General features: G+C 61.9%; 18 protein-coding genes. 10 read left to right on the top strand and 8 right to left on the bottom strand.

Annotated elements, in window-relative coordinates:
- Positions 1 to 6 precede the first annotated feature (6 nt).
- Positions 7 to 1,035: an isopenicillin N synthase family oxygenase gene (locus GT756_RS10990; protein WP_049003678.1), complete on the bottom strand. Its 1,029-nt coding sequence runs from the start codon at positions 1,033 to 1,035 to the stop codon at positions 7 to 9.
- Between the two features lie 281 nt (positions 1,036 to 1,316).
- Between GT756_RS10990 and GT756_RS10985 the strand changes: the two genes are divergently transcribed.
- From GT756_RS10985 to GT756_RS10975, 3 genes are all read left to right on the top strand, one after another.
- On the top strand, positions 1,317 to 1,580 hold the full coding sequence (locus tag GT756_RS10985) for a VF530 family DNA-binding protein (protein ID WP_048294843.1): 264 nt from the start codon (positions 1,317 to 1,319) through the stop codon (positions 1,578 to 1,580).
- Positions 1,581 to 1,601: 21 nt separating this feature from the next.
- The gene (locus GT756_RS10980) at positions 1,602 to 1,913 is read left to right on the top strand and encodes a cupin domain-containing protein (protein ID WP_048294844.1); all 312 of its coding nucleotides are present in this window, start codon (positions 1,602 to 1,604) and stop codon (positions 1,911 to 1,913) included.
- A gap of 178 nt (positions 1,914 to 2,091) precedes the next feature.
- A complete protein-coding gene (locus GT756_RS10975; protein ID WP_032456028.1) occupies positions 2,092 to 2,847 on the top strand; it encodes a VOC family protein in 756 nt (251 codons plus the stop codon).
- A 9-nt stretch (positions 2,848 to 2,856) separates the two neighbouring features.
- On the opposite strand, the gene GT756_RS10970 is transcribed toward GT756_RS10975, so the two are convergent.
- A complete protein-coding gene (locus GT756_RS10970; protein WP_004205934.1) occupies positions 2,857 to 3,801 on the bottom strand; it encodes an AraC family transcriptional regulator in 945 nt (314 codons plus the stop codon).
- 105 nt (positions 3,802 to 3,906) lie between these two features.
- On the opposite strand from GT756_RS10970, the gene GT756_RS10965 reads away from it, so the two are divergent.
- Positions 3,907 to 5,145 (top strand): MFS transporter, encoded by a 1,239-nt coding sequence (locus tag GT756_RS10965; protein WP_085846269.1) that lies wholly within the window; start codon positions 3,907 to 3,909, stop codon positions 5,143 to 5,145.
- Here GT756_RS10965 and hpxE read toward each other — a convergent pair.
- Both hpxE and hpxD read right to left on the bottom strand, forming a co-directional pair.
- Entirely contained in the window at positions 5,122 to 6,096 is a 975-nt protein-coding gene (gene hpxE, locus GT756_RS10960; protein WP_174562435.1) for a molybdenum cofactor-independent xanthine hydroxylase subunit HpxE, read from the bottom strand. The genes GT756_RS10965 and hpxE overlap by 24 nt on opposite strands.
- 11 nt (positions 6,097 to 6,107) lie before the next feature.
- The gene (gene hpxD / locus GT756_RS10955) at positions 6,108 to 7,145 is read right to left on the bottom strand and encodes a molybdenum cofactor-independent xanthine hydroxylase subunit HpxD (RefSeq protein WP_021314344.1); all 1,038 of its coding nucleotides are present in this window, start codon (positions 7,143 to 7,145) and stop codon (positions 6,108 to 6,110) included.
- A 125-nt stretch (positions 7,146 to 7,270) separates the two neighbouring features.
- Between hpxD and hpxR the strand changes: the two genes are divergently transcribed.
- On the top strand, positions 7,271 to 8,194 hold the full coding sequence (gene hpxR / locus GT756_RS10950; RefSeq protein ID WP_160124777.1) for a LysR family hpxDE operon transcriptional regulator HpxR: 924 nt from the start codon (positions 7,271 to 7,273) through the stop codon (positions 8,192 to 8,194).
- On the opposite strand, the gene hpxO is transcribed toward hpxR, so the two are convergent.
- Positions 8,175 to 9,329: an FAD-dependent urate hydroxylase HpxO gene (hpxO, locus tag GT756_RS10945; RefSeq protein ID WP_160124776.1), complete on the bottom strand. Its 1,155-nt coding sequence runs from the start codon at positions 9,327 to 9,329 to the stop codon at positions 8,175 to 8,177. The two genes, hpxR and hpxO, sit on opposite strands and share 20 nt — an antisense overlap.
- A 345-nt stretch (positions 9,330 to 9,674) precedes the next feature.
- Between hpxO and GT756_RS10940 the strand changes: the two genes are divergently transcribed.
- The 5 genes from GT756_RS10940 (at position 9,675) to GT756_RS10920 (ending at position 13,726) form a co-directional block, all read left to right on the top strand.
- A complete protein-coding gene (locus GT756_RS10940) occupies positions 9,675 to 11,054 on the top strand; it encodes a nucleobase:cation symporter-2 family protein (RefSeq protein WP_160124775.1) in 1,380 nt (459 codons plus the stop codon).
- Complete coding sequence (uraD, locus tag GT756_RS10935) at positions 11,032 to 11,532, top strand: 2-oxo-4-hydroxy-4-carboxy-5-ureidoimidazoline decarboxylase (RefSeq protein WP_017900378.1); 501 nt, start codon at positions 11,032 to 11,034, stop codon at positions 11,530 to 11,532. The genes GT756_RS10940 and uraD overlap by 23 nt, the downstream gene beginning before the upstream one ends.
- A complete protein-coding gene (gene uraH, locus GT756_RS10930) occupies positions 11,529 to 11,855 on the top strand; it encodes a hydroxyisourate hydrolase (RefSeq protein WP_017900379.1) in 327 nt (108 codons plus the stop codon). The genes uraD and uraH overlap by 4 nt, the downstream gene beginning before the upstream one ends.
- Before the next feature lie 282 nt (positions 11,856 to 12,137).
- Positions 12,138 to 12,404: a type II toxin-antitoxin system antitoxin HipB gene (hipB, locus tag GT756_RS10925; protein ID WP_004205921.1), complete on the top strand. Its 267-nt coding sequence runs from the start codon at positions 12,138 to 12,140 to the stop codon at positions 12,402 to 12,404.
- Positions 12,404 to 13,726 (top strand): type II toxin-antitoxin system HipA family toxin, encoded by a 1,323-nt coding sequence (locus tag GT756_RS10920; RefSeq protein ID WP_043519554.1) that lies wholly within the window; start codon positions 12,404 to 12,406, stop codon positions 13,724 to 13,726. The genes hipB and GT756_RS10920 overlap by 1 nt, the downstream gene beginning before the upstream one ends.
- Positions 13,727 to 13,742: 16 nt before the next feature.
- On the opposite strand, the gene GT756_RS10915 is transcribed toward GT756_RS10920, so the two are convergent.
- From GT756_RS10915 to GT756_RS10905, 3 genes are all read right to left on the bottom strand, one after another.
- Complete coding sequence (locus GT756_RS10915) at positions 13,743 to 15,035, bottom strand: glycoside hydrolase family 10 protein (RefSeq protein WP_023318214.1); 1,293 nt, start codon at positions 15,033 to 15,035, stop codon at positions 13,743 to 13,745.
- A gap of 141 nt (positions 15,036 to 15,176) precedes the next feature.
- On the bottom strand, positions 15,177 to 15,383 hold the full coding sequence (locus GT756_RS10910) for a helix-turn-helix transcriptional regulator (RefSeq protein ID WP_004205917.1): 207 nt from the start codon (positions 15,381 to 15,383) through the stop codon (positions 15,177 to 15,179).
- 2 nt (positions 15,384 to 15,385) lie between these two features.
- The gene (locus GT756_RS10905) at positions 15,386 to 15,919 is read right to left on the bottom strand and encodes a hypothetical protein (protein WP_004205916.1); all 534 of its coding nucleotides are present in this window, start codon (positions 15,917 to 15,919) and stop codon (positions 15,386 to 15,388) included.
- Positions 15,920 to 15,944: the final 25 nt, after the last annotated feature.

The raw sequence follows: 15,944 nt of genomic DNA, 5'->3' as shown, positions 1-15,944 counted from the left end.
TTATGGTTAAACGATCAATTGCTCGGCGCGTTCGCGAAAAACGTCCTGATAGTAGCGTTCCGCCACGTCCGGATGGGAACGCAGACGGCCCTTGAGATAATTCCAGCCGACATCGCGCAGCAGCGGATTGTGCGGGTCGCTGTCCGGACCGCGCGCTTCACGCGCCAGCTCGGGCGGCAGGGTATAAACCGGCACCACCGCGTCAAGCTGGGCGCCAAGGAAGAAAGCGATGGAGAGGCGCTGCTGCTGAGCCGGCGGTGACACCACCCGGTGAACGGTAGCGCGCAGATAGCCGTTGGTGGCCAGCTCCAGCAATTCGCCAATATTGACCACAAAGCTGCCGGCCAGCGGTACGGCGTCGATCCACTGCCCGGGCGCCACCTCAACCTGCAGCCCTTTCTGCTCGTCCTGCAGCAGGAAGCTGAGAAAACCGGAATCTTTATGGGCGCCAACGCCCTGGCTGCTCTGGGTCTCCTGCTGGCCGGGATAACGGATCAGCTTGATATGCTCGTTGGGTTGGTCGCCGTAAAGCCGGTCAAAGGCATTCTCCGGGAGCTGCAGCGCTTCGGCAAAGGCGCGCAGCAGGCGGATCCCCACCTGAGTCATCTGCTGTTGCCAGTGAAGTAATACCGGTTTTAGCGATGGCAGCGCGGCAGGCCACAGATTCGGACCCTGCAGGCGCTGCCAGCGCGGCGCGTCGTCGCTGAGGGTCAGCGCCGGACGTTCGGCGCCGATATCAAACTGCTCTCGCCAGTCAGGCTGGCCGCGCGTCAGCTCAGAGGCCGCGCGGTTATAGCCGCGAAAATGGGGGGAGTGGATCATCGCCACCTGCTGTTTTTGCGCATCATCGAGCGCAAAAAAGCGCTGGGACTCGCGCTGAACTTCATATTGAAGCGCGTCGTCGACACCGTGGTTGATCAGATAAAAGAAGCCGATGTCGCGGGCGGCGTGACGCAGGTCGGCCAGGAAGGCCGCTTTATCCGCGGGGTCCGCGTAGCGGGCCAGATCGAGAATCGGCAGGGTGGTCGCGTTCATTGTGTTCTCCGAAAACGGGATAATAAGTTATGGGTCGATTCAGGTTCAGGGTTCTGGCACAACAGCAGCGCATGGTGATTTCCTCTGTCCGGGGCTGAGCACAGCTTGCCTCAGGGCCAGATAAGCAACCAATAACGTTATTTTCTAATTTATGTCCGCGCGGGGTTCAGTGCTTTTGCGTTAAATAGATAAAGGCGTAAGGGCGAACTGAAGCCGTTGCGCCCGTCACCGAGAGTCAGTAAGGTGGGCGCACTTTTTTAATGCGGAACGGATGTATCCTCATGCACAGCTCAAAAGATCCCCTGCACGGCGTGACGCTGGAAGCGCTGCTCAATGCCCTGGTGGCGCGCTACGGCTGGGCGGAAATGGCCCGCCAGGTCAACATTAACTGCTTTAAAAGCGATCCCAGCATCAAGTCCAGCCTGAAATTTCTCCGCCGGACGCCGTGGGCGCGTAAAGAGGTGGAGGCGATGTATCTGGCTTCGCTCGACGACGATGCGCCGGCAGAGAAACCGGATCCCTGGGCAAACTGGCAGAAAAAATAACCCTTACCACAGGACAACATCATGCAGAGCTGGAGCAGTAAAGATTTCACCGCCGACCGCGCGTGGGGCGCGCTGGACATTGCCAATTTTTCCGGCACCACCGTGCGCCTGCACTGGACCGACCAACCCTATATCTGGCACATCAACGACGGTCAGGAGGTGTTTGCCGTGATGGATGGTCAGGTGGCGATGTATGTGAAGGTCGACGGCGAGGAACAGGTGATCATGCTGAACGCCGGAGATATCTTTTACGCCGAGGTGGGATGCGAGCATGTCGCCCATCCCCAGGGGGCGGCGCGTATTCTGGTGATTGAGAAAGAAGGGTCGGTCTGATCCCGCCGGCGGGCAATTCGTTAGCCCGCCGTTTCATCGCCTGTCAGACTCAACATACCGCGTTGATATAAATCACTTATCCAGCTTTCAATATACATAATTCTTGTTTGCCATTGCCTTCACCCCAGCACTATCTTTTGCCGCAGACGTCTTAACAGGCACAACCCCGGGAGAGATCATGGCCACCTTGCAGTGGGATCACGCAGTACAGTTTGTGAATCAGCCGGAAGCGGCGATTGAAATCTTTGCCGGGCAGCAGCTGCGGGCGGCGGTCGGCGGGCGCCATCCGGGCTGGGGAACCCGCAATGCGCTGAGCTATTTTGGTCTGACCTATATCGAATTCCTCGCCATTTCCGACCCGGACGAACTGCGCGCCGCGACGGACAGATTTCTGCTCTCGCGGGATGCCGCGCGGTTGCTGCCGGAGAACGAAGCGCTGTTACGCGTCGCGCTGCGCAGCGACGACATCGACGCCACCCATGACCACTTGCGTCGCAAGGGGCTGGCGGTGTCACCGATTGTCGATGGCCAGCGCCACGATCCGCAGGGCAATGTCATCCGCTGGCGGATCTTCACCATCGATGGCGACACCGACGGGCTGGTCTTTCCCTTTGTGCTGCAGTGGGGAGAAGACGACGAGACCCGGCTGGCGCGGCTGCGCGCTCAGGGGCTGGACGTGCCTCATCCGCTGGGCGACATTGTGCTCGAGCAGGCGGTGTTCGAGGTGGACAATCCGCAGGCGGTGCGCGACCGCTGGCAGGCACTACTGGGCTTCCCGTCACAGGGGGAGCAGGGGCTGGACGCGGGCGGCCAGTGGTTTATTTTTCGCCAGGGACCCGCCAACCAGCTGGCCGAGCTGGTGTTTCGCGTCGCCAACCCGGCGCTTAAGGGGCAACGCTTTCGCGTCGGCAACGGCGTGTATCGCTTTATATAAAGGCTGACGCTAGCGTACCGTCGCGCGCAGGGCCCCCGGCGGCTGGCCGGTGATGCGTTTGAAAGCCCGGCTAAAGGCCGCCAGCGACTGATACCCGAGGCTGAAGGCGACTTTTTCCAGCGCCTGGCCTTCGTGGGTGATGTACTGCACCGCCAGCCGCATACGCAGCTCGGTGAGATAGCGGGCGGGGGTGGTGCCGGTGGCGGCAAGAAAACGCTCGGCGAAGAGAGAGCGCGACAGCCCCGCCTCCCGCGCCAGATCTTCCACTTTCCAGTTAACGCCCGGACGCTGATGCATGGCGTAGATCGCTTTCGCCAGCCGGGGATCGCGCAGGACCTGCACCCAGCCGGTGGCGTTACCGCACCCGCAGGCCACCCAGCCGCGGACTATCAGCGCGGCCACTACGTCCGCCAGTCGGGCGAGGATCCCGGCATAGCCCGCCTGGCGGGTGAGCGATTCCCGCTCCATCGCCGCCAGCAGCGGCTGGATCTCCGGCCAGGTGTTGAGCAGGCAGCTCACCCGCATCACTTCGGGCATGGCCTTCACCAGCGGCTGCATGCCGCCGAGTTCAAAGTCCATACAACCGCTGAAAATCACGGCGCGCTCCGGGCAGTCAGGCTGGCCGCCAGCGTTGATACAACTTACCGTGCTGCACACCGTTTCGCTGTTCAGCTGCGCCACATTCACCACCGCGGCCTGCGGATCGGAGAGCAGGGCGTGCCCGTCGCCGTTGGGAATAAACAGCGCGTCGCCGCTCTCCAGGGTGAACTGTTCTCCGCTGGCCATGCGCAGCAGCACCGGCCCGCGGCTGATGAAATGGAACTGGGCTTTGCCCGCCACGGCGCTAAAGCCGACGCCAAACGGGCGGGAGGTCTCGATGCGCCGGTAATTCACGCCGGAGAGGCGCATACCGCGCAGCAGTTCGCTGGTCAGGTCGATAGTGGGCTGGCTCATGGTAATTCCGGACGAATAATCAATAACTGAAGAGTATGCATCATATATCGTCCAGGGGTAAGCCCCTAAGATGTCCAGGATGTTAATAAACCTGGAGAGATGTATATGACTTCCTGCATAGCTGCTGACGCGAGCCTGTCACCCGTCAGGCCTGCCTGGCGCGCCGTCTATGCCCTGGCCCTCGGGGTGTTCGGCCTGATCGTGGCTGAATTTCTGCCCGCCAGCCTGTTAACGCCGATGGCCAGTAGCCTCGGCGTCAGCGAAGGGATGGCCGGGCAGGCGGTGACCGCCACGGCGTTAGTGGCGTTAGTCACCGGCCTGCTGATCGCCACCGCCACCCGCAATATCGACCGCCGCTGGGTGCTGATGTTCTTTTCCGTGCTGCAGATTGTCTCCAGCCTGATGGTCGCTTTTGCCGGTTCGCTGGCGTTTCTCCTGCTCGGTCGTCTGCTGTTGGGGATCGCCATCGGTGGTTTCTGGGCGATGTCCACCGCCACGGCGATGCGTCTGGTGCCGGCGGCCCATGTGCCGAAAGCGCTGGCGATCATCTTTTCCGCGGTGTCTGTCGCCACGGTGGTGGCCGCGCCGCTCGGCAGCTACCTCGGAGAGCTGATCGGCTGGCGCAACGTGTTTATTCTCTGCGCGATACCCAGCCTGCTGGCGCTGCTCTGGCAGCTGTGGGTGCTGCCCTCCATGCGGCCGGAAAGCGTTGGCACCTTCTCCACGCTGTTCAGGGTGCTGCGCCGTCCCGGTATGCTGGGGGGCATGCTGGCGTCGATCCTGATTTTCAGCGGCCATTTTGCCTTCTTCACCTACCTGCGACCGTTCCTTGAGACCGTCGCGCAGGCCAGCGTTGAAGGCGTTTCGCTGATTTTGCTCGGCTTCGGTGTCGCTAACTTTATCGGCACCTCGGTCGCGAGCTATCTGCTGAACCGCAGCCTGCGTCTGACCCTGGCGCTGGTGCCGCTGATGATGAGCGTCCTGGCGCTGCTGATGGTGACGTTTGGCCATCTGTCCGTGCTCGACGGGTTGCTGGTCGCCCTGTGGGGATTTGCCTTCGGTCTGGTGCCGGTGGCCTGGTCCACCTGGCTGGCCACCACCGTGCCGGATGAGGCGGAAAGCGCAGGCGGTCTGCTGGTGGCCTCTATTCAGCTGGCCATCAGCGCCGGCGCCGCCGGCGGCGGGGCGGTGTTCGATCTGCATGGCGCCAGCGGCGTCTTCACCGGCAGCGGTTTGCTGCTGTTGATCGCGATGGTCGTGGTCTTCACCGCTGTGCGGGTGAAACCGGTCGCCAGCGCCGAGCAGCCGGAGACCGGCCGCTTATCCCGCGAGATCGATAACTAAATTGGCCGACAGGCTGCGGGAGCAGCACAGCGCGATATGCTGCTCCGCGGCCTGTTTTTCCGCCTCCGACTGCACGGTATCCCGGTGGTCGACCGTTCCCTCCCGCACCGGCGTCAGGCAGGCGCCGCAGATCCCCATCTCGCAGGAGAGCGGCACCTCAACGCCATGCTCCTGCAGCACCCGGGCGATGGTTTTGTCCCCCGGGACCGGCCAGCGCTCCCCGGTGGAGGCGAGGGTGATGGTGAAGGTGCCGTCCTCCGCCGACGCCGCCGTCGGGACGGTCGGCTGGAACGCTTCGCTGTGCAGTTGCGTTTCCGCCCAGCCGGCCGCCAGCGCGGTGTCGCGCACCTGAGCCATAAACCCCGGCGGTCCGCAGAAATAGACTCGGGTGTCGGTGTCCGGCGCGCCCAGATCCTGCGCCAGCCGCAGGCGCGGACTCTGCCCGTCGGCAGAGCTGTGGATCAGGCAGGTTCCGCCGGTGAGCTGGCTGGCGATCTCGGTGGCGAAGGCGGCCTCCTGCGCGCGGCTGACGTAATAGTGCAGCGTAAAGCTGGCGCCGGACGCCGCCCGCGCATGGGCCATCGCCAGCAGCGGCGTAATGCCGATCCCGGCGGCGAGGAGCACCACGTGGCCGCCCCCGTGCAGGGGAAAGTGGTTGCGCGGAGCAGAGATCAGCAAGGGCTGCCCCGGACGCAGGGTGTCATGAATATAACGGGAGCCGCCTCGCGACTGCGCCTCGCGGGCGACGCAGAGCAGATAGTGATCCCGTCCGGCCGGGCTGCCGGTCAGCGAATACTGACGGATCAGCCCGCAGGGGAGATGGAGGTCGATATGGGCGCCGGGCGCCCACGCCGGCAGCGGTTGCCCATCGGCGCTCACCAGACGAACGGCCAGATTTTTCGCGCCCTGGCGCCACAGGCCATCGACCACCACCGGGAGTATGTCGCGCATAAGACCTCCACTCATACCAGAAAGAAATCGCCAAAGCCCATCTTCTTCAGCCCGCGCCGGTAGGCGATAGAGCTGCGGTCTGCCGGAATATGCGCCTCCAGGGTCAGATCCAGCGGCAGCCGCTCCGGGCGCTGGGTCTCAACCATCAGGCGGTCCTCCTCAAACACCCGCAGGTTGAACGCATGAACGTCTTCCACCGGCACATGCAGGTCAAAATTGCGGGCGATAGGGGCAAACATTCGCGTCACGCGCGACGACACCGGCGAGGCGGCGTTCATGATCACCAGCTTCGCATCGGCAGGGAAATGGATGGTCAGCGTGGCGGTGAACGGCAGATGCATTTCAAAGTGACGCAGCCACTGGAACCCTTCCGGCGCGCGGAAATCGGAGCTGGCCGGGTAATTGCCTACCGAGCTCCAGTAGTCGGCAACAAAGCCGAACGGCGTCTCCTGCGGGGTGTAGTCCGGCACCTGTTGGTTGTCCGGATCGGCGAAGGTCTCGGTGTGGATCCACGCGAAGTGGGCGACATCGAGAAAGCCTTCGACCTGGCGGCCGGCAAAGCCCTTCACTTCAAAGGCCGGACAGTTGATTTGCTGAAAGCCGGCGTCGTCCCAGTGCGGCATGGTCGGTAACGGCGGCGGATTGTCCGGATCGCAGTCCAGGCAGGTCCAGATCAGCCCGTAACGCTCCTCCACGGCGAAGCTGGTGAGATGCAGTTTGGCCGGAATGGGTTGCCCCGGACTGGAGGGGATGCGGTTGCAGCGGCCATCCTCGCCAAAGCGCAGGCCATGATAGGGGCAGACGATGCCTTCTTCTTCATGAAACCCCAGGGTCAGCGGGACGCCGCGGTGCGGGCAGACGTCGCGGGCGACCACCACCTGGCCTTTTATACGATAGATAACCAGCTGTTCGTCCAGCAGGGTGGCTTTCACCGGAGCGCCGTCAATATCGCAGGCGCGGGCCACCGGGTGCCAGCAACGGGCCAGCCGCAGCCAGTCTTCCGGATCGAAGGTGCAATGGGCGGGGGGCGTGGGGGTGGTTGTCTTCATGATTTCTCTTCCTGCTCACATCGGTGATTGTTTTATTGTTGTGAGATTATTGTTGTCATATTAGGGTGTTCACATCCATCACCATTAATTCACTCTGCTGTTGCAAAAAAGAGTACAGGGGCACCATGAGTCCATTTTCCCGTTTCGCCCACTATTTCATCGCCGTGGCTCGCTGCGGCAGCCTGCGCCGGGCCGCCGAGCAGCTGCATATCTCGGCCTCGGCGATTAACCGCCAGATCCTGCAGGCCGAGGAGGCCTTCGGGACGCCGCTGTTCGAGCGGCTGCCGGAGGGACTGCGGATGACCACTGCGGGTGAACTGCTGTATGACAATCTGTTGCGCTGGCAGAAGGAGTTTCGTCAGACCCGGCAAAAATTTGATGAGCTGCAGGGGATGAAGCGCGGGAGCGTCAGCGTCGGCATGGTGCAGGCGCTGGCGGAAGGCGGCTTCGCCGCCGCGCTGGCGGAGATCATCGCCCGCTGGCCGTGGCTGGAGCTGGATCTGCAGGTGGCCGACAGCCACACCGTCAGCCAGAAAGTGCGTCAGGCGGATCTGGACGTCGGTCTGATCCTCGATCCGCAGGGGCAGGCCGGACTCAGCGTACTGGCCTTTGCCGAACTGGAGGTGGGGATTGTGATGCGCCCGGACCATCCTCTGGCGGGGGCAAAGGCCCTGTCTCTGGGCGAGCTCAGCCTGGAGCGGCACATCGTGCCCGGCGCGCCGCTGATCGTTCATGAGCGTGTTGCGCTCCTCTATCGCCACCATGACTTTACGCCGGAGAATACCATCAGCTGCAATGATATTCGCCTCATTAAGTCGCTGGTGCTGCGCGGCAGCGGCGTGACGCTCCTCAGCCTGCTCGACGTGCTGGACGAGGTTCAGCGCGGACAGCTGGCCTTTATCCCGCTGCGCAGTACGCTGCTGCGGCCGCTGACTCTGGCGCTGTGCACCGCGCCCTCGCGTCAGCTATCGCGTCCCGCGCAGATGGCCATTCAGACGCTGAGCGCGGTGATTGAGTCCATGGCGACCGTCAGCCCAGCGGCCCGCTGAGGATGGTGTCGCACATGCCGTTGATAATCCGTTCGCCGGTCTCCTCCCGCAGCTCCTGGTACCAGGCTTCGGTGAGCTGCATATCCTTACCGTGGGTGATATCGCAGCGCTTGCGCGCCTTCAACACCAGATCGCGAACCCGATCGCAGCGCTGGGCTTCATATTCGCGCAGGGCGGCGTCAATATCGCGGGTCTGGCGGAAAACGGCGCCCAGCACCACCGCATCTTCCATCGCCGCACATCCCCCCTGGCCAATATCCGGGGTGGTGCTGTGTCCGGCGTCGCCCAGCAGCGCGACGCGACCGCGCACCAGGCGGCTGAACGGTTCGATATCGTGGATTTCAATACGGTTGGTGGTCTGCGGGTCAAGGGCGGCGATCAGCTTCTGCACCGGCCGCGCCCAGCCGGCAAAGTAGCGGCTGAGGTCAGCGCGCAGGGTGTCACGATCCTCGGCCAGACCCGCCGGCAGCGGCACATCAAAGAAAAAGTAGAACCGGCCAGCGGAGACCGGCATCAGCGAGACGCGCTTGCCTTCGCCGACAAAGGTGGTCCACTGATCGCCGGGTGCCAGCGCTTCATCTATTTCCACCAGACCGTTCCAGTTGACGTAGCCGGCGTAGCGGCGCTCCGGGGTAAAGCCGAGCACCCACGGACGCAGCGCGGAATGGCTGCCGTCGGCGGCAATCAGCAGATCGCCGCTGGCGCTGCTGCCGTCGGTAAACCACACCGTCACGCCGTCGGCGTTTTCTTCACAGCGGGTGACGCGTTTGCCGAACTGCACGCGCTCCCGTCCCCAGAAATCCAGCATTTCCCGCTGCAGCTCTGCGCGGGATACCGGGCAGGGGCGGCTGCCGGTGCGTTCGATCAGCGGCGCGAGGCTGAACTGGGTCATGTTCTCGCCGCTGCGGAAATCGCGATACGCCATGCGGCGCAGCGGTCCGCCGAAGGTTTCCATGATATCGCCCATGCCGAGGTGGGCCATGCATTTCACGCCGTTGGGCCATACGGAAATCGCCGCGCCGACCGGTTTGATCTCTTTCACCGCCTCATAGACGTCGCAGTCGATCCCCGACTGTTTGAGCGCCACTGCCGCACTTAAGCCGCCGATGCCCGCGCCAATCACGATTGCTTTCATTTTTTTCTCCTTCTCCAGATGTAGGCACTGACTACAGCAATTTGCGTACCAGTTCGCCGAAGAGAGGAAAACCGCCCGCCAGAGGCACAGCGACAGGTCATGGCGCACCACCTCGGTGCAATGTGATGCATTGGTTGCCTTTTTATGAATCAAAAGTTTCTGTATGTTGCATTAAGAATCTATCGTTTCATAAGCCTGGTTCAGCAGCGGAGGGAAGTGATGCATCATTCGAGTAATTTAAGCTTATGATTTTTAAGTGTTAATAAATTTATTCGTGCGCTTTTGTCGTCTCTGGCCTGCTTTGTGCAGTAGCCCATGCACTTCTCTTTGCTACGGGATAACACCATGTCTGACGAACATCACAGCGGCCTGCTTTACGGCCTTGAACAGCGGATCCCACCGCTTCCGGCCTTTTTTAGCGCCCTCCAGCATGTGCTGGCGGGTCTGGTGGGGATCATCACGCCGCCGCTGATCATCGGCGCCACCCTCGGACTTGGCGACTGGCTGCCGTATCTCATCAGTATGTCGCTGCTGGCTTCGGGTATCGGTACCTTTCTGCAGTCCAACCGGGTCTGGGGAATTGGCGCCGGGATGATCTGCATGCAGGGCACCAGCTTCGCCTTTCTGGGCGTGGCGGTAGCCGGAGGGATGTGGGTGAAAGCGCAGGGCGGCGGGCCGCAGGATATTATGGCGATGCTGTTTGGCGTTAACTTTGTCGCCGCCCTGGTGCCGGTGATTGTCAGCCGCTTTATCGAACCGCTGAAGAAAATCTTTACCCCTATCATTACCGGCAGCGTGATTGCGCTGATCGGCATCAGCCTGATCAAGGTCAGCGTCATTAACTGGTGCGGTGGGGAAAAGGCGCAGGATTTCGCCAGCATGAGCAATATCGCGCTCGGGGCGGGTACCCTTGGCGTTATCGTCCTGCTGAGCTGCGCCAAAAACCGCTGGCTGCGGCTCTCCTCGGTGGTGGTGGGCATTGCCGTGGGCTGTGTGGCGGCAGGGCTGAGCGGTCAGTTCCATCTTCACAGCCTGGGCGATACCCTGTTTCGCCTGCCAACGCTGTTCCCGTTTGGCTTTCAGTTTAACGGCGCGATATTTCTGCCGGTGGCGCTGGTGTCGCTGGTGTGTATTCTGGAGGCGGTGGGCGATCTGACGGCCAACTCGCTGATTTCACAACAGTCTGTTGACGATCGCGCTTTCCGCAACCGGCTGAAGGGCGGTATCCTGGCGGATGGCGTCAGCTGCATGGTGGCCGCAATGCTCAGCGCTTTTCCAAACACGACTTTCGCGCAGAACAACGGCGTGATCCAGATGACCGGGGTGGCCAGCCGCTATGTCGGACGCTACATTGGCGTAATTCTGATCCTGCTCGGGCTGTTCCCGCCGGTGGGCGAACTGTTGCGGCAGATCCCGGCGCCGGTGCTGGGGGGCGCTACGATGGTGATGTTTGGCTGCGTGGTGGCGGCCGGGATCCGGATCATTACCCAGAACCCGCTCACCCGACGCGATGTGCTGATCGTGGGACTGGCGTTTGGTGCGGGTCTTGGCGTGGAGTCGGTGCCGGCGTTTCTCAGCCATTTTCCGCCGATGGTCGGCGATCTGTTCGGTTCCGCGGCCACCAGCGGTGGGCTGGTGGCGATAGCGCTGAACCTTGTTCTGCCGCAGGAGCAGGCGGCGACGAAAACGATAAGGAGTCAGGATGATCGCGCTGAGTCAGTTTAACAGCCTGAGTGGCGATGAGGCAGGGGAGCTGCTGGCTCCCTGTGTGGCGATCCCGGCCTGGAGCGATAAGCTGGTGAACTTGCGCCCCTTCGCCAACCGTGAAGCGCTGCTGCAGGTCGCCCGGGAAGCGATGGGCGACTGGGGAGAGAACGATCTGAACGCGGCGCTCAGCGCCCATCCGCGGATCGGCGAAAAACCGAGCGGCAGCCAGGCGCACGCGACGATGTCACGCCAGGAGCAGTCGGCGGTGGACAGCGATAATGAAAGACTGGCGCAGGCCCTGCGGGAGGGGAATGCCCGCTACGAAGCCCGCTTTGGCCGGGTGTTTTTAATCCGCGCCAAAGGGCGCAGCGGCGAAGAGATTCTGCAGGCGCTGACGCGCCGGCTGCAGCATACCGCTGACGAAGAAGTGGCTGAGGCGCTTGCCCAGCTGCGGGAAATTACGATGTTAAGACTGGAAGGAGCGATTGGCGAATGAGCACCCTGAGCACCCATATTCTGGATATTTCCACCGGCACGCCGGCTGAAGGCGTCGCGGTCAGCCTGAGCCGGGAGGGCGAGACCCTGGCGAACCTGGTGACCAACGCCCAGGGGCGTATCGTCACCTTCAGCGCTGCGCCGCTGCCGGCGGGGCGCTACTGTTTAACCGCGGAAACCGGGGCGTGGTTTGCCCGTGCCGGGCGCGAGAGCGTCTTTACCCGGGCGCAGATTGATTTTGTCATTGGCGAGGCGGCAGAGGACCATTTCCATCTGCCGTTTCTGATCGCCCCGGGCGGATGGTCGACCTACCGCGGCAGCTAAGCCCGGCTGCGCGTTGCCCGAGTGACAGCCATTGCCGGGCGGCGCTACGCTTGCCCGGCCTGGATGATGATGAAACTGGTAGCGACATCCCGTAGGCCCGGTAAGGCGCAGCCGCCACCGGGCAGACCACGTTGCTCCGGCTGCCATCCCTTCTGCTTTATCCCTACGTAAGGATAATCATTGACCTATCCCCACCAGGGGATAAACTTGACATTATCCCTTGTAGGGTATAAAACCAGTTTTATCCCGATAGGGGGATAAATGATGGTGAGGAACAAGGCGATGAATTCCCCGCAGATATACAGTCCGGTTCAGCTGGCCAATTACCTGAAACTGCTGCGCCAGCAAAATCACTGGACTCAGGAGGCGCTGGCCAGCCGGATCGGCATTAAACAGGCGACGCTGTCCAATTTTGAAAATCACCCCGACAAAACCACCTTAACCACCCTGTTTAAGATCCTCCAGTCGCTGGGGGTGGTGATGACCCTGAACGCCAAACCGGCAGAGACGGCGATGATTCCCGATAACACCACGGATCTTGACTGGTAATGGCGACGCTCACCACCTGGATGAACAATGCGCGCGTGGGAACCTTAACCCGCCAGGCCAACGGGGCGCACAGTTTCCGCTATGATGAGGAGTGGCTGCGCAGCCCGCGCGCCAGACCGCTCTCCCTCTCGCTGCCGCTGCAGTATGGCAATATCACCGCCGACGCGGTGTATCACTATTTTGATAACCTGCTGCCCGACAGCCCGCAGGTCCGCGAGCGGATCGTCAGGCGCTATCAGGCGCGTTCGAAACAGCCGTTCGATCTGCTGGCCGAGGTCGGGCGGGACAGCGTAGGGGCGGTGACTCTGCTGCCGCCGGGGGAAGAGGCGCATCTTGCCGCGTTGCGCTGGCAGACGCTGGATGAGGCGCAGCTGACCGCTTTGCTGACCGCCTACCAGTCGGATATTCCTCTCGGAATGGTGACCGGCCAGGACGATTTTCGTATCTCGGTGGCCGGCGCTCAGGAGAAAACCGCGCTGCTGCGAATGGGCGAGCACTGGTGTATTCCGCAGGGCACCACCCCGACCACCCATATCATTAAACTGCCCATCGGCGAGATAAAGCAGCCCAATGCGACGCTGGATCTGCGTGAAAGCGTGGATAACGAATATCTGTGCCTGGCGCTGGCCAGGGCGTTGGGCCTGGCGGTGCCGGAGGCGGAGATTATCAACACGCCGCGGATCCGTGCGCTGGCGGTGACCCGCTTCGACCGGCGCTGGGCGCAGGAGGGGCGCGTGCTGCTGCGTCTGCCGCAGGAGGATCTGTGTCAGGCATTCGGCATACCGTCGTCGATGAAATATGAGTCTGACGGCGGGCCGGGTATCGCCGCGATCATGACCTTTCTGCTGGGTTCCAGTGAGGCCCTGAAAGATCGCTATGACTTTATGAAGTTCATGGTGTTCCAGTGGCTGACCGGGGCTACGGACGGGCATGCGAAGAACTTCTCGCTCTTTTTGCTGCCCGGCGGCAGCTACCGGCTCACGCCGTTCTACGACATTATTTCGGCATTTCCGGTGCTGGGCGGGACGGGACTGCATCTGCGCGACCTGAAGCTGTCGATGGGGCTCAATGCCACAAAAGGGCGGAAAACGGAGATTAACGCTATCTATCCGCGTCATTTTCTGGCGACCGCCAAAGCGGTTAACTTCCCCCGGGAGCAGATGCTGGCGATCCTGGGCGAGTTTGCCGACCGCGTGCCGCAGGCCATCGAAAGCGCCCGCCAAACGCTGCCGTCGGACTTTTCCGCCCACGTCTGGCGGGCCATCACGGAGAACATGCTTAAACTGCACGCCCGCCTGCAGCAAGGGCTGCTGGCGGGATAGCGAAGCCGGTTGGCGGTTAGCTCTGCGGCGGCCCCCAGCGGCTGCGCAGGTAGTTAACCGCCTGGCGGGTCTGCGGCTGATTGAGGTTGTTTTCGCGGAACAGGATGGTGCCCTGGATCTGCGGCAGGGACTCATTGAGGTCGAGCTGTTTTTTCAGCTCCGGCACGCCGCCATCCACCGTCCAGTCAGGCTCATTTTTGGACGGTTCACCCACCTTGTACAGGGCCACGCCGATATACAGCCGGGTATGCGTCGGCTTGACCACCTCGGCCCACCAGTTGGCCAGCACATCGTAGCGCGCCGCATCGCGGGCAAACGGCCAGTAGATCTGCGGCGCAATGTAGTCGAGCAGCCCCTGCTGCACCCAGCTGCGGGTATCGGCATAGGATTCATCATAGGCGGCCGCGCCACGGGTATCAGACCCCGCCGGATCGTGGGAGCGGTTGCGCCACACCCCGGCCGGGCTCACGCCAAACTCGACGTTCGGATTGAGTTTTTTAATGGTCGCGGAGACCTGGGCAATAAGCTGCTGAGTGTTATGCCGCCGCCAGTCGCCCTTCGAGGCATAGCCCTGCCCGTAACGACGGAAGGTCTCGTTGTCGTTAAGCGGGGAAGAAGCGGTTTCGGTGTAGAAATAGTCATCGAACTGCACGCCGTCAATCGGGTAGTTCTGCACCACTTCAGCGACAATGCTGGTGATCCAGTCACGCGCTTCGGGAATACCCGGGTCGAGAACAAAGCGATCGCTGGCGGTGCGGATCCAGTTACGGTGCAGGACGAACACGCTGGCCGGCACCTGAGTGAGGGTGTTGTTCAGCTCGGCAATCGTCGACGGTTTGGTGTTGACCGAGACGCGGTAAGGGTTAAACCATGCGTGGACCTTCATGCCGCGCTTGTGCGCTTCATCCAGCATAAACTGCAGCGGATCGTAGCCGGGGTATTCGCCGATTTTGCCGGTCAGCATATCGGACCACGGCAGAATATCCGACCGCCAGAGCGCCGTACCGTCCGGTTTCACCTGGAAAAAGACGGTGTTGATCCCCAGGCGCTGCAGATTATCGAGTTTGGCGATCAGCGCCAGCTTCTGCTGGGTGATGCGGCTTTCCGGCGTACTGGCGATAATTGACCCGACCGGCGGCCAGTCAAGGCGCGAGACGGTGGTCAGCCAGACGCCGCGTACCGGCTCCCGGTGCGTCTGACCGGCTTTAACGGCCGCGCTCTTCGGCGGCGTGACGAGGGATTTGGGGGCCTTACTGGTGCAGCTGAACAGCATGCCGGCGGCGATGAGCGCCGCGCCTGCCAGCGCCACTTTGCTGGCTAGGGGGAATCGACGAGAATGGCTGATGATGAACTCCCGTGTAATCAGATCGTCGCGTGTAGGCGCTATTCTCTTACGATTCGCCGGCCAGAGCAATTCCTTGATAGGACTGTTGACATCAGGTGGGAGAGGTCAGTCGGGCTCCCACGCCAGAATATCGCCAGGCTGACACTCGAGCGCCTCGCAGATGCGCGACAGGGTATCAAAGCGGATGCCTTTGACTTTTCCCGACTTGAGCAGCGACAAATTCTGTTCGGTAATGCCAACAAAGGCCGCCAGCGCCCTGGACGTCATCTTTTTTTCCACCAGCAGTTTGTCCAGATTCACCACCACAGCCATCGTTAAATAAACTCCTTATTCTCTTCTTCCGCACGGATCCCGTGGAGCATGGCGTGAAATGTCACAAACAGCAAGCTTCCTGTCAGAAGCAGCACCCCGTCGCTGAGCAGAAACACCACCTGGTAATAAGGCTGCGGCCACCAGGCGAGCAGCGGGATCAGAAAGCGGCACACCGGCAACAGGATCCCCATGCCCACCATGGCCAGAGCGATGTAACGAACGCTGTGCGCCAGGGAGAGGCTGAGCACGCTGCGCTGGCGGACGCTACGGGTTACCTTCATGCCCTGCCAGATAGCGAACGCGAACAGCCCGGCCGGAAGATACAGCAGGGCCAGCAGCAACAAACGTCTCGCCATCCCCGGCGCCTGGGCCGGGTTGTCGGTTAACGGCACTTCAGCAAAGTGCAGAAGGGTGGAAAGAAAATATCGTTCGCCGGTAAAGAAAATCCACAGCGGCACGATCAGGGCGAGCATAAAAAAGAGGGGCAGTATGCCGCTAATAATAGCCAGACTCAGCCGGGTTCTGGATTGCTTCACAATTTACCTTCCTGATTGATGAGAA

It is taken from the genome of Klebsiella sp. Q2 (assembly GCF_009900705.1).
GTDB lineage: Bacteria > Pseudomonadota > Gammaproteobacteria > Enterobacterales > Enterobacteriaceae > Klebsiella > Klebsiella quasipneumoniae.
Note: the sequence above shows the minus strand (reverse complement) of the source record. Positions and strands in the feature narration are given on the sequence as shown.

Coding starts and splice junctions, on each gene's coding strand:
- hpxR (WP_160124777.1), top strand. CDS start 7,271: ATGAGTCCATTTTCCCGTTTCGCCCACTATTTCATCGCCGTGGCTCGC.
- GT756_RS10910 (WP_004205917.1), bottom strand. CDS start 15,383: ATGGCTGTGGTGGTGAATCTGGACAAACTGCTGGTGGAAAAAAAGATG.
- hpxE (WP_174562435.1), bottom strand. CDS start 6,096: ATGCGCGACATACTCCCGGTGGTGGTCGATGGCCTGTGGCGCCAGGGC.
- GT756_RS10965 (WP_085846269.1), top strand. CDS start 3,907: ATGACTTCCTGCATAGCTGCTGACGCGAGCCTGTCACCCGTCAGGCCT.
- GT756_RS10990 (WP_049003678.1), bottom strand. CDS start 1,035: ATGAACGCGACCACCCTGCCGATTCTCGATCTGGCCCGCTACGCGGAC.
- GT756_RS10980 (WP_048294844.1), top strand. CDS start 1,602: ATGCAGAGCTGGAGCAGTAAAGATTTCACCGCCGACCGCGCGTGGGGC.
- GT756_RS10975 (WP_032456028.1), top strand. CDS start 2,092: ATGGCCACCTTGCAGTGGGATCACGCAGTACAGTTTGTGAATCAGCCG.
- hpxO (WP_160124776.1), bottom strand. CDS start 9,329: ATGAAAGCAATCGTGATTGGCGCGGGCATCGGCGGCTTAAGTGCGGCA.
- GT756_RS10940 (WP_160124775.1), top strand. CDS start 9,675: ATGTCTGACGAACATCACAGCGGCCTGCTTTACGGCCTTGAACAGCGG.
- uraH (WP_017900379.1), top strand. CDS start 11,529: ATGAGCACCCTGAGCACCCATATTCTGGATATTTCCACCGGCACGCCG.
- uraD (WP_017900378.1), top strand. CDS start 11,032: ATGATCGCGCTGAGTCAGTTTAACAGCCTGAGTGGCGATGAGGCAGGG.
- GT756_RS10970 (WP_004205934.1), bottom strand. CDS start 3,801: ATGAGCCAGCCCACTATCGACCTGACCAGCGAACTGCTGCGCGGTATG.
- hpxD (WP_021314344.1), bottom strand. CDS start 7,145: ATGAAGACAACCACCCCCACGCCCCCCGCCCATTGCACCTTCGATCCG.
- hipB (WP_004205921.1), top strand. CDS start 12,138: ATGAATTCCCCGCAGATATACAGTCCGGTTCAGCTGGCCAATTACCTG.
- GT756_RS10920 (WP_043519554.1), top strand. CDS start 12,404: ATGGCGACGCTCACCACCTGGATGAACAATGCGCGCGTGGGAACCTTA.
- GT756_RS10985 (WP_048294843.1), top strand. CDS start 1,317: ATGCACAGCTCAAAAGATCCCCTGCACGGCGTGACGCTGGAAGCGCTG.